At 76.0% G+C, this 12942-nt stretch carries 11 protein-coding genes; 5 read left to right on the forward strand and 6 right to left on the reverse strand.

The window, feature by feature from the left end; translation table 11 throughout:
• Nucleotides 1-141 precede the first annotated feature (141 nt).
• A complete protein-coding gene (locus OOT42_RS17590) occupies nt 142-2187 on the forward strand; it encodes a beta-galactosidase (protein ID WP_273652441.1) in 2046 nt (681 codons plus the stop codon).
• A 136-nt stretch (nt 2188-2323) separates the two neighbouring features.
• Here OOT42_RS17590 and OOT42_RS17595 read toward each other — a convergent pair whose 3' ends face one another.
• The 6 genes from OOT42_RS17595 to OOT42_RS17620 all read right to left on the reverse strand — a co-directional run bounded on the left by OOT42_RS17595 (nt 2324) and on the right by OOT42_RS17620 (nt 7832).
• Complete coding sequence (locus tag OOT42_RS17595; RefSeq protein ID WP_273652442.1) at nt 2324-3832, reverse strand: hypothetical protein; 1509 nt, start codon at nt 3830-3832, stop codon at nt 2324-2326.
• A 109-nt stretch (nt 3833-3941) separates the two neighbouring features.
• Nucleotides 3942-4583 carry an RNA polymerase sigma factor gene (locus OOT42_RS17600; RefSeq protein WP_273652443.1) on the reverse strand — a complete coding sequence of 214 codons (642 nt, stop codon included), beginning with the start codon at nt 4581-4583 and terminating at the stop codon, nt 3942-3944.
• 93 nt (nt 4584-4676) lie between these two features.
• Nucleotides 4677-5243 carry a hypothetical protein gene (locus tag OOT42_RS17605; protein ID WP_273652444.1) on the reverse strand — a complete coding sequence of 189 codons (567 nt, stop codon included), beginning with the start codon at nt 5241-5243 and terminating at the stop codon, nt 4677-4679.
• 106 nt (nt 5244-5349) lie between these two features.
• On the reverse strand, nt 5350-6825 hold the full coding sequence (locus tag OOT42_RS17610) for a MinD/ParA family ATP-binding protein (RefSeq protein WP_273652445.1): 1476 nt from the start codon (nt 6823-6825) through the stop codon (nt 5350-5352).
• Between the two features lie 108 nt (nt 6826-6933).
• Nucleotides 6934-7323, reverse strand: coding sequence for an ATP-binding protein (locus tag OOT42_RS17615; protein ID WP_273652446.1), 390 nt, complete (start codon nt 7321-7323; stop codon nt 6934-6936).
• A gap of 143 nt (nt 7324-7466) precedes the next feature.
• On the reverse strand, nt 7467-7832 hold the full coding sequence (locus OOT42_RS17620; RefSeq protein ID WP_273652447.1) for a VOC family protein: 366 nt from the start codon (nt 7830-7832) through the stop codon (nt 7467-7469).
• 195 nt (nt 7833-8027) lie between these two features.
• Here OOT42_RS17620 and OOT42_RS17625 point away from each other — a divergent pair, with 195 nt between their 5' ends.
• The 4 genes from OOT42_RS17625 (at nt 8028) to ligD (ending at nt 12869) form a co-directional block, all read left to right on the forward strand.
• Nucleotides 8028-8237, forward strand: a complete 210-nt coding sequence (locus OOT42_RS17625) for a hypothetical protein (protein WP_273652448.1) — start codon at nt 8028-8030, stop codon at nt 8235-8237.
• A complete protein-coding gene (locus tag OOT42_RS17630; RefSeq protein ID WP_273652449.1) occupies nt 8234-11134 on the forward strand; it encodes a helix-turn-helix transcriptional regulator in 2901 nt (966 codons plus the stop codon). Before OOT42_RS17625 ends, OOT42_RS17630 begins: the two co-directional genes overlap by 4 nt.
• A 22-nt stretch (nt 11135-11156) precedes the next feature.
• Nucleotides 11157-11714, forward strand: coding sequence for an AAA family ATPase (locus OOT42_RS17635; protein ID WP_273652450.1), 558 nt, complete (start codon nt 11157-11159; stop codon nt 11712-11714).
• 84 nt (nt 11715-11798) lie between these two features.
• Nucleotides 11799-12869: a non-homologous end-joining DNA ligase gene (gene ligD / locus OOT42_RS17640; RefSeq protein WP_273652451.1), complete on the forward strand. Its 1071-nt coding sequence runs from the start codon at nt 11799-11801 to the stop codon at nt 12867-12869.
• Nucleotides 12870-12942 lie beyond the last annotated feature (73 nt).

The raw sequence follows: 12942 nt of genomic DNA on the forward strand, positions 1-12942 counted from the left end.
ACCGCCAGGAGGGTTGTCAACCACCGTCACCCTGGTGTTATCTCTCCGTTGTGAACGGTCCCAGGCCGTCGGATGGCGGTTTCTGGGGCTGTGACCATTCTGTGATCGGTCCCAATGACCGCCCTGACCCGACGGAGCGTCATGCCTCAGCAGCCCCCCACCGGTCCCGCGCGCGCCAGCTGGCCGCTCGGCATGGACCGCATCGCCTACGGCGGCGACTACAACCCGGAGCAGTGGCCGCGGGAGGTCTGGGACGAGGACGTCGCCCTCATGCGGGAGGCCGGCGTCACCCTCGTCAGCGTCGGGATCTTCTCGTGGGCGATGCTCGAGCCCCGCCCCGGCGAGCACGACTTCGGCTGGCTCGACGAGCTGCTCGACCTGCTCCACGAGAACGGCATCCGCGTCGACCTCGGCACCCCGACCGCGTCACCGCCCGCCTGGTTCTTCGCCGCGCACCCCGACGCGCGCGTCGTCACCCGGGACGGCACCGTCCTCGGCTTCGGCTCGCGCGGCATGGCCGCCCCCACCCACCCGGCCTACCGGACCGCGGCCGTGAGCATCGCCGACGCGCTCGCACGCCGGTACGGCAGCCACCCCGCCGTCGCGCTCTGGCACGTCCACAACGAGTACGGCGCACCCGTCGCCGAGGACTACTCCCCCGCGGCCGCGACCGCGTTCCGCGCCTGGCTGCAGGACCGGTACGGCACGCTCGACGCCCTCAACGCCGCCTGGGGCACCGCGTTCTGGGGCCAGCGGTACGTCGAGTGGGCGCACGTCGACGTCCCCGCGGTCGCCCCGTCGGTGGTCAACCCCGCGCAGCGCCTCGACTTCGCGCGGTTCTCCGACCAGGCCCTGCGCGAGTGCTACGTCGCGGAGCGCGACGCGATCCGCGCGCACTCCGACATCCCCGTCACCACGAACTTCATGACGACCAACTGCCTGCCGGTCGACCTGTGGTCCTGGGCCGACGAGGTCGACGTCGTCGCCAACGACCACTACCTCGACGCCGCGGACGAGCGGTCCCACGTGGGCCTCGCGCTCGCCGCCGACCTCACGCGCTCGCTCGCACGCGGCAAGCCGTGGATCCTCATGGAGCACTCCACGTCGGCCGTGAACTGGCAGCCGCGCAACGTCGCCAAGCGACCCGGTGAGCTCGCACGCAACGCCTACAGCCACCTCGGGCGCGGCGCCGACGCGATCCTGTTCTTCCAGTGGCGCGCCTCCCGCTCCGGCGCCGAGAAGTTCCACTCCGCGATGCTCCCCCACGCCGGCACGTCGTCCCGCGTCTGGCGCGAGGTCACCGCGCTCGGCGGCGAGCTCGCCCGGCTCGACGAGGTGCGCGGCTCCACCGTCCGCGCCGACGTCGCGATCGTCTGGGACTGGCAGTCGTTCTGGGCGCAGGACCTCGAGTGGCGGCCGACCGTCGACCTCGACCACCGCGAGCGCGTCCTCGCGTACTACGAGCGGCTGTGGCGCGACGGCCTCACCGTCGACCTCGTCCACCCGTCCGCCGACCTGTCCGGCTACCGGCTCGTCGTCGCACCGGCGTCGTACCTGCTCACGGCGGCCGACGGTGACAACCTCACGCGCTGGGTCGCGGACGGCGGGACGCTCGTCGTCTCGTACTTCTCCGGGATCGTCGACGAGCACGACGCCGTGCACCCCGGCGGGTACGGCGCACCGCTGCGCACCGCGCTCGGCCTCACCGTCGAGGAGTTCCAGCCGCTGCGCGCCGGGCGGACCGTGCAGGTCGCCTGGTCGCACGACGGCACCACCGCCGACCTCGTGGGCGACGTCTGGGCCGACGACCTCGTGCTCGACGGTGCCGAGGTCGTCGCGACCTACGCCGACGGGCCCGTGGCCGCGCGCCCCGCGATCACGCGCCACCGCCACGGCGCGGGGACCGGCTGGTACGTCTCCACCCGGCTCGACGTCGACCAGCTCGCCGTCGTGCTCGACGCCGCCTACGCCGACGCCGGGATCACTCCCGCCGGGCTGCCCGAGGACGTCGAGGTCGTCCGACGGCACGGCACCGACGCGGACTACGTCGTCGTGGTCAACCACACCGACGCACCCGTCGCCGTCGCCGTCGACGGGACCGACCTGCTCACCGGGGCCACGGTGACCGGCACCGTGAAGGTCGCCGCGGGCGGCGTCGTGGTCGTCCGCGAGGCGCCCGGCCTCTGACGGCCCGCCTCCCGGTCCGGCGACCCCGCGTCGGGCACGAGCAAGGCCGGTCGGCGTCCCTCCACGCCGACCGGCCTTCGTCGCCCCCTGCTGCCCCCTGCCGCCCCCTGCCCCGCCGCTCGCGCGGCGGGACGTCTCAGCGCGCCGCCGCCGTGAAGTCCAGGTCGGAGTCCGCGACCGCCACGACGGTCCACGTCCGGCCGTCCGACGAGGACAGCTCGTACGTCGGCAGCAGCACCGCGGCGCCGTCGGGCAGCGTCGTGAGCGCGAGGCCCAGGCGTGCCGACTCGATCGTCACGTCCTCGACCGGCCACGCGAGCGGCCCGAAGTCCGGGGTCGCGGGCACGGTCGGGGCCTCGTCGGGCGCGGGCGCGATCTCGGCACCGGCCTCCGCACGCGCCATCCCGTCCGCCGCGAGCGGCATGATCCCGCCCGACGCCCCGAACCGCGGGTCGCCCAGCCGCTCGACGGCCGTGCGCGGGCTCACCACGTCGTAGTCGCCGAGCTCGACGACAGGTGCCAGCGAACCCCACAGCGACTGGACGCCGTCGCCCACGAGCGACACGTTCCACGCGACGCCCGTGCGCTGACCGTCGACCACCTGGTGCGCGGCGACCTGCACGAGCGCGGGCGACCCCGTGTCCGCCACGACCTCGAGCTCGTACGCCGCCGGGTCCACGCCCAGCGAGCGCAGCAGGTCGGACGCCTTCGCCTTCGCCGCGTCACCCGTCGGGGCCGCGGGCAGGTCCTGCCGGCACTCCGTGCCGAAGCTTGGGTCGACCTGCGCCCGGTCGACCGACGACGACGTGCCCGCTCCTTCCGCGCCGCCGTCGAGCGTCTCGGGGGCCGACGCGACGCACGCCCACGGGTCCTTCGACGGGTCGTAGTACGAGACGCTCGCGGTCCCGTCGGGCGAGAGCGACACGGTCGGTCCGGTGCCGTCCGTCGAGCCGACGGTCCACGAGCCGTACTCCTGCCGCGGCTCGCCCGCGACGCCGAGCGCCGCCGCGACCCGCGCGAGCGTCTCCTGCGAGAACGCCGACGCCGCGTCGAACGTCCACGCCGTCCCGGTGCCCGTCTCGTCGGACAGCCCGCTGCCCGCCGTGAACACGACCCGACCGCCGTACCAGGCCAGCTTCGACGTCGCCGCCGAGTCGTCGGCCGCCGCCCCCACGGACGCCATCTCGCGGCCCGCCATCGGCTGCTCGAGCGACATCGCCGGCGCCGCCGCGAGGTCCGACGAGGAGCCGCCGTCGCCCTGCGCCGCGACACCGGCCGCGAACCCGCCGCCGCCCACGACCGCGACGCCCGCGACCGCGGCCGCGACCGTGAGCCAGCGCGTGCGGGACCGCCGGGCCCGCGCCGCCGCGAGCTCGTCCGGCACGGTCAGCACCTCGACGGTCTCGCCGGGGACGGCGCCCGCGGCCTCGCCCACCGAGGCGGCGACGGCCGCGCGGATGCGGGCCGCGTCCGGCTCGACGCCCACGGCGGGGTCGGCCGCCCGGAGCCGGGCGAACGCCACGTCGTCGTCGGGGGCGCCGGTCTGCGGTCCGGCGCCCGTCGACGCGGCGGGCGGGGTCGTGGGGGTGCTCGGGGTGCTCGTCGGCTCGTCGGCCGGGGCGCCGGGCTGCTTGTCGTCGGACACGGTGTCTCCTGGGGCGCGTCGGGAACCTGCTCTGCCCTGCTTGTGTGCCGACCCGCCCCCGCCTTGCACGACCCGGTGGTCGCTCACCCGACGGACGGGCTCCGAGCGATCAGGCGTCGTCGTCGGCGTCGAGCGCGTCCCACGCGTCCCGGAGGCGGGCGCGCGCACGGCTCAGCGCCGCGTCCGCTCCGCCACGGGAGATGCCGAGCACGTCGGCGAGCGCCTGACCGGCCAGGCCCTCCCACGCGTTGAGCAGCAGGATCTGCCGGTCGCGCGCGGCCAGCGCGCCCAGGACCGCCCGGACCTGCTCGTCCCGCACCGCGACGACGGCCGGGTCGGTGAGGTCGAGCGTGTCGGGCACGTCCTGCACGGGCACCGGCCGGGCCTTGCGGACGTGGTTCGCGAGCACGAAGCCCGCCGTCCGGTACAGCCACGGCAGCTCGGCGCCGCGCGGGACGTCGTCGCGGCGGCGCCACGCCACCGTGAGGACGTCGGCCGTGAGGTCCTCGGCGTCCTGCCGGCCGACGCGTCGCACGACGAACCGGTGCACGGCCGTCGCGTGCTCCCGCACGATCGCGTCGAACCACACCCGGTCGGCCGGCGCGACGGGACCGGAGGGGCGGTCCGGCTCGCGGTCGGCGTCGTGCACGGACCCGTGCGCGGGGACGTCGTCGCGCGTCACGGGGCCGCCCGCCGGTGGCTCGTCGGCGGTCACGTCGTCGACCGGTGTGCTCGGTGTCGGCGTCGGCACGATGCTCCCGGGGGTCGTCGGAGGGTCCTCACCTGCTCTCTGTGCCGGGACCCGGCGATCTTGCACACCGCCGACGACGACTTCCGGCGCGGGCTACGCGACGGCGACCGCGAGCGACCGGCGCGCCTCGTCGAGCGCCCCGGCGAGCGAGCGCCGGGCGGCGACGGCGTCGAGCCGGACCAGACCCGCGCGGCCCGACCGGCCGAACTCGTCGACGAGCTCCGCGAGCAGGTCGCGCTCGACCAGGGGCTCGTCGACCTCCAGCACCGTGCCGCCCGCGTCGTGCACGACGAACGTGACCTGCGGGACGAAGCCCTGCGCGGGCGCGACCCGGAACCACGTGCCGTCGACGACGACCGGTGCGGGCATCGTCCGGCCCGCGACGCGGATGCCGCGCAGCGCGGCACGGACCGCGGCGGCGTCGTCGGGCCCGAGACCCTCGGCCGCGTCGACCTCGTCCAGGTCGACGAGCACGACGCACGCCGGTCCCGGCTCGTCCGCGCCCGGGTGCCAGGCGGCGTCGAGCTCGAGGGTGAGGAAGCCGTCGTGGACCGCGAACGCCGACCGGACCGCGTCGAGGCGCGCCGCGACGTCGAGCCCGCGCAGCGGGTTGCGGCGCGAGTCGCACACCGACCCGCACGAGCAGGAGATCGTCACCATGCGCACCAGGGTGCCTCCGACCACCGACATCCGCGCGGACGACCGGCGGCGCGGCGCCGATCCGCGCCGCCGCCGTCACGCCCGCGCGAGGCGGGCGCGCCGCGCGTCAGAGCCCGTCGGCGACGATCGCCGTCGCGCGCAGCCACGCGTCGCGCGTCGACGGGTGCAGCGCCTCGTAGTCGATCGGGCCGCCGGACACGAGCGCCTTGTCGTGCGGGACCTCGACGACGGCCCGGGTCAGCGCGCCGAAGTGGCCGCGCAGCCGCGTGCGGAGGTCCTTGTCGACCTTGGGCGACGGCGCGGACAGGATCGTCACCGCCCGGCGCACGGCCTCCTCGTGGCCCTTGGCGCGCAGCGCGTCGAGCGCCCACGCCGCGGACTGCGCGGTGTCCTCGCGGATCGTCGAGACGACGACGATCTGGTCGGCCGCGTCGACCGACGCCTGCCAGTTGGAGGCACGCATGTTGTTGCCCGTGTCGATGACGAGCACCCGGTAGAACCGCGAGAGCACCTGGTGCAGCGCGACGAACGACGCCGCGTCGACCGACGACAGCGACGCCGAGCTCTCGTCGGACGCGAGCACGTCGAACTGCTCGGCGGCCTGCGTCCGGACGAACCCGTCGAGGTCGCCGATGCGCACGGTCGCGCGCCCGCCGAGCCGCGGCAGGGCGTTGAGCAGGTCGACCGCGGTCCGCTGGTGCTCGGTGTGCGCGGACCGCCAGCCGAGCGTGCCGCGCGTCTCGTTGTTGTCCCACGCGAGCGTGTACCCGCCGCGCTGGATGCCGAACGTCGCCGCCAGCAGCATCGTGGCGGTCGTCTTGTGCGCGCCGCCCTTGGGGTTGACGACGACGATCGTCTTGGGCCCGTCGAACGTGCGCCGCACCGACGCGGACTGCGACCGGCGGTTGCGCTCGGCGCGGCCCGGGCCGGGCGAGATCGCGCCGAACGTGAGGCGGCGGACGCCACCGCGCCAGCCGTGCTCGGCCGGGCCGTCGGACGCGGGGTGCCGGGCGGCGAGCAGGTCGTCGAGCGTCGGCAGGGACGTCGCGTCCGACGCAGCCGCCCGGGTCGTCGCGGCGCCCGCGCGGGCGGTCGCGGAGCGGCCCGCCGAGGGAGCGGGCGCGGCACCGGCACCCGCGGGTGGCTCGGACGGCGCCGGCGTCGACGGCTCGGGCTCGACCGCGACCGGCTCGGCCGGTGCCGTCGGCGGCTCGACCGTGGCCGCCCCGTCGACGGGGGTCGGCGGCGGGCCGACGGGCGGGGCGATCGACGCGAGGTCGGCGGCGGCCGTCCCCTCGGGCGGCGTCGGGGTGCCCGCCTCGTCGACGAGCCCGTCGGGGTGGATCAGCAGGGACCACACGCCGTCGGGGTCGCGCACCTGCACGGGCAGCGGCGACCCGACCGACCCGGCCAGGGTCGCGATGCGCTGCGTGATGGCCGCCCCCGCCTCCTGGAGGTTCGCGGTCTGCACCTGCTCGATCACGCCGTCGACGGAGATCTCGCCCGTGCCGTCCTCGCGCACCTCGGCGCGGATCTCCGGCAGGCGCGTGGCGGCCGGTGCCTGTCCCTCGGTGTCGGTCATCAGTCGCCCTTCGCTGGCTGGTCGCACGTCCCAGAAACTACGCGCACCGGGCGTACGCCGCATCGTCGAGCCGCAGGCCAGACCCCGTCCCGACGTCCCGAGGGGTGGTCAGTCGGCGATGTCGAGCTCGAACCAGACCGTCTTGCCGGGGTGCCCGTCGGCCCGCGCGGTGGTCCCCCACGACTCCGCGAGCGCCTCGACGAGCGCGAGACCGCGGCCGCTCGGGGCCGTCGGCTCGGGGTGCGACACGGTCGGGTGGCCGCCGCCGTCGTCGGTCACGCCGACCCGCACGGTGCGCTCGCCGACGCTCACGTGCACGTGCACGAGCCCGTCGGACGGCCCGTGCAGCACCGCGTTCGACACGAGCTCGCCCGTCAGCAGCTCGACCACCTGGTTGACCGCGCCGGTCACACCCGACCCGGCCACGGTCCGCATGACCCAGTGCCGCGCGGCTCGCGGCGCGGAGCGCTCCGCGCGCACGACGACCTCGTCGTCCACCCGCCACTCCCGCCGGAGGCTCGCGGCGCTCCTCAGGTCTCGCACGTCACCCACCCGTCCAGGGTGCCCGAACGTCCGCCGTCGCGCCGGACGGACCGCGACGCGTCCGGGTGACGTGCACAGGACCTGCACGTCCGCGCCGGTCAGGCGCGCTGCTCGACGAGCCCGACGAGGTTGCCGTCGGGGTCCCGCACGAACGCCTGCCACTCGTCCGTGCCGGCCGGCCCGAGGGTGGCGTCGTCGTGCCGGAAGATCACGTGCGGCTCCCCCTCGACGGGCACCCCCGCGGCGCGCAGCCGCTCGACCGTCGCGGCGACGTCGTCGACGCGCAGGTACAGCAGCGCCGAGGGTGCACCGGTGTCGAGCAGCAGCCGGACCCCGTCGAGGTCGAAGAAGAGCAGGCCGGGCGGGTCGAACCGCGCGGTCGGTCCCCGGCCGAGCAGGTCCGTGTAGAAGGCGGCGGCACGGTCGAGGTCGGTGGCGCGCTGGGCCACCTGGACGAGGCTCATCCGCCCATGCTCCCGCGCGCGCGGCCGCCGGGACAGACCCGGACGTCGCCGCTGGTCACGTGCCTTCTGAGGTACCTCAGACGCGCCTCACCCGGATCGGACCGTCAGGACCGGTCGACCGACCGATCCGCGGCGGGGGGCCTCACGAGCATCGTCAAGGTCGTCGGAGAAGGCATCGCGAAGGAGGAGGACACCATGACCGAGCTCTGGGGACCGGCGCTCGACGCCGAGCTCGCGTTCCGTCGCGAGCAGCTCGTGCAGGCCGCGCAGCCGCGGAGGGCGGCGCGCGACACCACCCGTCCCGTGGCCGTCGACCGGCGCACCGTCCGTCCCGGCCACCGCCGGGGGGCAGCGGTGCGTGGGTGGCTGCTGCGAGGATCGGGGGCGTGGCACGTGGCCCGATGAGCACACCGTTCGTCGCCCGCGCGGCGCAGGTCTCCGAGCTGTCGGAGGGCCTGCGCCGCGCGGCTGCGGGCGACCCCGCGGCCGTCCTGCTCGCGGCGGACGCCGGGGTCGGCAAGTCGCGCCTGCTGCGGCACGTCGCGGACCTGGCCGCCGCCGAGGGGGCACGCGTCGTCCTGACGCACTGCGTCGACCTCGGCGAGATGGGCCTGCCGTACCTGCCGTTCACCGAGGCGCTCGTGCAGCTGCGCGACCTCGACCCGGCGGCGGTCGACGCGGTCGTCGCGCGGCGGCCCGCGCTGCGCCGCCTGCTGCCGGGCGCACAGGTCGTCGACGGTCCCGCGGACGACGCGGCGAGCCGGCTGCAGCTGTTCGACGGGGTCGTCGAGGTGCTCGCCGCCGTCGGGTCGGCCGAGCACCCGCTGCTCGTCGTGCTGGAGGACCTGCACTGGGCGGACGCGTCGTCGCGCGACGTCCTGCGCTTCGTCGTCTCCCGGCTGCGCGACCAGCACGTCCTGGTCGTCGGGTCGTACCGCACGGACGACCTGCACCGCCGCCACCCGTGGCGCCCGGTCGCCGCCGAGCTCGTGCGGCACCCGCGCGTCGCGCGCGTGGACCTGCCGCCGTTCGACGAGGACGAGCTGCGCGAGTTCGCGGCCGCCGTCGCGGGCGGCCCGCTGCCGGAGACGACGCTGCGCAGCGTGCTCGACCGGTCCGAGGGCAACGCGTACTTCGCGGAGGAGCTCGTCGAGGCGGGCGCGGACGGCGACGCGCTGCCGTGGTCGCTCGCCGACGTGCTCCGGACCCGCCTGGAGGTGCTGGACCCGGCGGTGCAGCACCTGGCCCGGGTGGCCGCCGCGGCCGGCCGACGCGTCACGGAGCCGCTGCTGCGCGCCGCGGTCACCGCGAACGGGCATCCCGACCTCGCGACGCCGGGCGCGCTGGACACCGCGCTGCGGGAGGCCGTGGCGCACCACGTGCTCGTCGTGGACGGCTGGCACATCGCGTTCCGGCACGCGCTGCTCGCGGAGGCCGTGTACGCCGACCTGCTGCCCGGCGAGCAGTCCGCGCTGCACCGGGCGTACCTGCGCGCGCTGCACGACGACCCGTCGCTCGGCACCGCGACACAGCTCGCGTGGCACGCGCTGCGGGCCCCCGACCTGCCCACCGCGCTGACCGCGTCGCGCGAGGCCGCCCGCCAGGCGCACGACCTGCTCGCCCCGGTCGAGGAGCTGCGGCACCTGGAGGTCGTGCTGCGGCTGTGGCAGGCCGTGCCCGAGACGACCGCGACGCTCGACGAGGACCACGTCGCCGTGCTCGACGCCGCCGCGACGGCCGCCGGCAAGGCCGGGCAGCTCGACCGGGCCGTGCAGCTCACGCGCGCCGCGGTCGACGAGGCCGCCGCCGACCCGGGCCGGCAGGCCGCCCTGCGCACGTGCCTCGCGCGGCACCTCACGAGCGCCGAGCGCGGCCGGGAGGCGATGGGGTTCGCGCGGCAGGCGGTCGACGGCCTGCCCGACGCGTCACCCGAGCGGGCGTGGGCGCTCGCGACGTACGCGCGTGCGGCGCTCAACTCCGACGAGGACGACGAGGCCGAGCGGGCCGCGACCGACGCGGTGGCCGTCGCACGCGAGGTCGGGGCGGTCGACGCCGAGGCCGACGCGCTCACCACGCTCGCGGTGCTCGTCGTCGACGACCAGGACCGCGCCGCGGGCCTGCTCGCGGACGCGCTGGTGCTCGCGCGGCGGTCCGGCGACCTGTCGACCGAGCTGCGCACCATGTACAACCTCGCGAACAACCGCTACTACGCGGGCGACGTCGCGCGTGCGACGGAGATCGGCGACGAGGCCGTCGAGCGCGCGCGGTCGTCGGGGATGGGCTGGAGCACCTACGCGATCGAGATGCTCATGCTCGGGCACCTCTTCCGGTTCGTGCAGGGCGACCTGTCCCCCGGGCCGGTCCGCACCGACATCCCCGAGCCGCTCGCGCCGACCGAGCGCCTGATGACGCTGTACGCCGCGGTCGCGCGCGGCGACGACGACGCCGTCGAGCGGGGCCGGGCCCTGGAGGCGCACTGGTCGCGCGACGGGATCGTCGCGCTGGTCGGCGGCGGCTGCACGGTCGACGCGCTCACGTGGCGCGGCGAGCTCGACCAGGCCGTGGAGCTCGCGCTGCGCGTCATCGAGCACCTCGGCCGCGAGTGGAGCGACTACTTCCTCGGCGGCATCTGGCTGTCCGCGCTGGCGCTGTCCGCGCTCGCCGACGCGGCCGCGCAGGAGCGTCTGCTCGGCCGGGACGTGACCGCCCGCGTCGCGCTCGGCGACCGCCTGCTGGAGCGTGCACGCACGACGGCCGACCGGGGCCGCCCGCGCGGCGGCGTGCTGGGGCCGGAGGGCCGGGCGTGGCTGCTGCGCGCGCACGCCGAGCACGGCCGGCTCGTCGGCGCGAACGACCCGCAGACGTGGCGCGAGACGCTCGGCGAGTTCGGCTACGGCCACCGCTACGAGCAGGCGCGGACGCGCTGGCGGCTCGCGGAGGCGCTGCTCGAGCACGGTGACCGGGACGCCGCGCGCGCCGAGGCCGCGACGGCGCTCGCGGAGGCCGACGCGATGGGTGCGGTGCCGCTCGCGACCGCGGTCCGCGGGCTCGCGCGACGCGGACGGCTCGAGCTGCCGGGCGTGCGGGTCGCGGGTGCGGACGTGCTCACCGCACGCGAGGTCGAGGTGCTCGGGCTCGTCGCGCAGGGCCTGTCGAACCGGCAGATCGGCGAGAAGCTCTTCATCTCGGGCAAGACGGTGTCGGTGCACATCTCGAACCTGCTCGCGAAGCTCGGGGTGTCCGGCCGGGCCGAGGCCGTGTCCGTCGCGCACCAGCGGGGGCTCATCGGCTCGGACGTCTGACGCACCGGTACCGTCTGTCCCCGTGATCGTCTGGCTCAACGGGACCCACGGCGTCGGCAAGACGACGACCGCCGCGCTCGTGCAGCAGCTTGTCCCGGACTCGCGGGTCCTCGACGCCGAGAAGGTCGGCGAGACCCTCATGGACATCTCCCCGGGGCTGCCCGCGACGGACAACTTCCAGCACTGGGACCCGTGGCGCCCGCTCGTGGTCGACACCGCGCGCCGCGTGCTGGAGTACACCGGCGGCACGCTCGTGATGCCCATGACCGTGCTGGTCGAGGCGTACTGGCGCGAGATCAGCGCGGGGCTCGCGGAGCACGGCATCCCGGTCCGGCACCTCGTCCTGCACGCCGAGCCGGACACGCTGCGGGCGCGCATCGCGGGCGAGCACGCCGTGCCGTCGCCGTTCCGCCTGCAGTACGTCGACGCCTACGCCGAGGCCGCGCGGACGTGGCTCCACGCGGAGGCCGAGGTCGTCGACACGACGCACCTGACCCCCGCACAGGTGGCCCGGCAGGTCGTCGACACCCTCGCCGACGGCGGCCCGGCCCTCGTGCCGTCGCCGGGCACCACCGCCTGACCGCGCGCACGACGCCCGCTCCGTCCCGCGCGACGCGCCGACCTGCACGGGCGCGTGTCGGGGGCCGGCCCTAGCGTGGGGCCCATGTCACCGTCGAAGACGCCCGCGGTCGAGCTCGACGTGCGCGGCCGCACGGTCCGCGTCAGCAGCCCCGACAAGGTGTACTTCCCCGAGCGCGGCCTGACGAAGCTCGACGTCGTCCAGTACTTCGTCGCGGTGGGCGACGGCATCCTGGGCGCGCTGCTCGACCGCCCGACGACGCTCGAGCGCTGGCCCAAGGGCGTGTTCGAGGGCGCCAAGCTCGCGACCCGCATGGACTCGACGGGCGACGCGTTCTACCAGAAGCGGGTCCCGCAGGGCGCCCCGGACTACGTGCGGACGGCACGCATCGCGTTCCCGAGCGGCCGGACCGCCGACGAGGTCGCACCCAGCGAGCTCGCGGTCGTCGCGTGGGCGGCCAACCTGGGGACGCTCACGTTCCACCCGTGGCCCGTCCTGGGCGACGACGTGGACTCTCCCGACCAGATCCGCATCGACCTCGACCCCCAGCCCGGCACCGACTTCTCCGACGCCGCGCGCGTCGCCCCGCACGTGCGCGAGCTGCTCGCCGAGCACGGCATGGAGGGCACACCCAAGACGTCCGGCGGGCGCGGCATCCACGTCTTCGTGCCGATCGAGCCGCGGTGGTCGTTCACCGACGCGCGCCGGGCGACCATCGCGTTCGGCCGCGAGCTCGAACGGCGCATGCCCGAGCAGGTCACGATGAAGTGGTGGAAGGAGGAGCGGGGCCAGAAGATCTTCGTCGACTACAACCAGATGGCCCGCGACCGCACCATCGCCTCCGCCTACTCGATCCGCACCAACCCGCGCGCGACCGTGTCCGCCCCGCTGCGCTGGGACGAGGTCGGCGACGTGCACCCCGACGACTTCGACGTCACGACGATGCCCGCGCGGTTCGCCGAGGTCGGCGACCTGTTCGCGCCGCTCGTCGCGCGCGCCGCGCCGCGCTACTCGATCGAGTCGCTGCTCGAGCTCGCCGACCAGCAGGAGCGCGACGAGGGTCACGGCGACCTGCCCTACCCGCCCGAGTACCCGAAGATGCCCGGCGAGCCCAAGCGGGTCCAGCCGAGCCGCGACCGTGACAGGCCCCGCTGACCCCACCGGCCCCGCACACCGGCCCGACGCGGGGCCCGCGACGGTCGTCCCGTACCGGTCCGCACGGGGACGG

This window comes from Cellulomonas fimi (genome assembly GCF_028583725.1).
Taxonomy (GTDB): Bacteria; Actinomycetota; Actinomycetes; order Actinomycetales; family Cellulomonadaceae; genus Cellulomonas; species Cellulomonas fimi_B.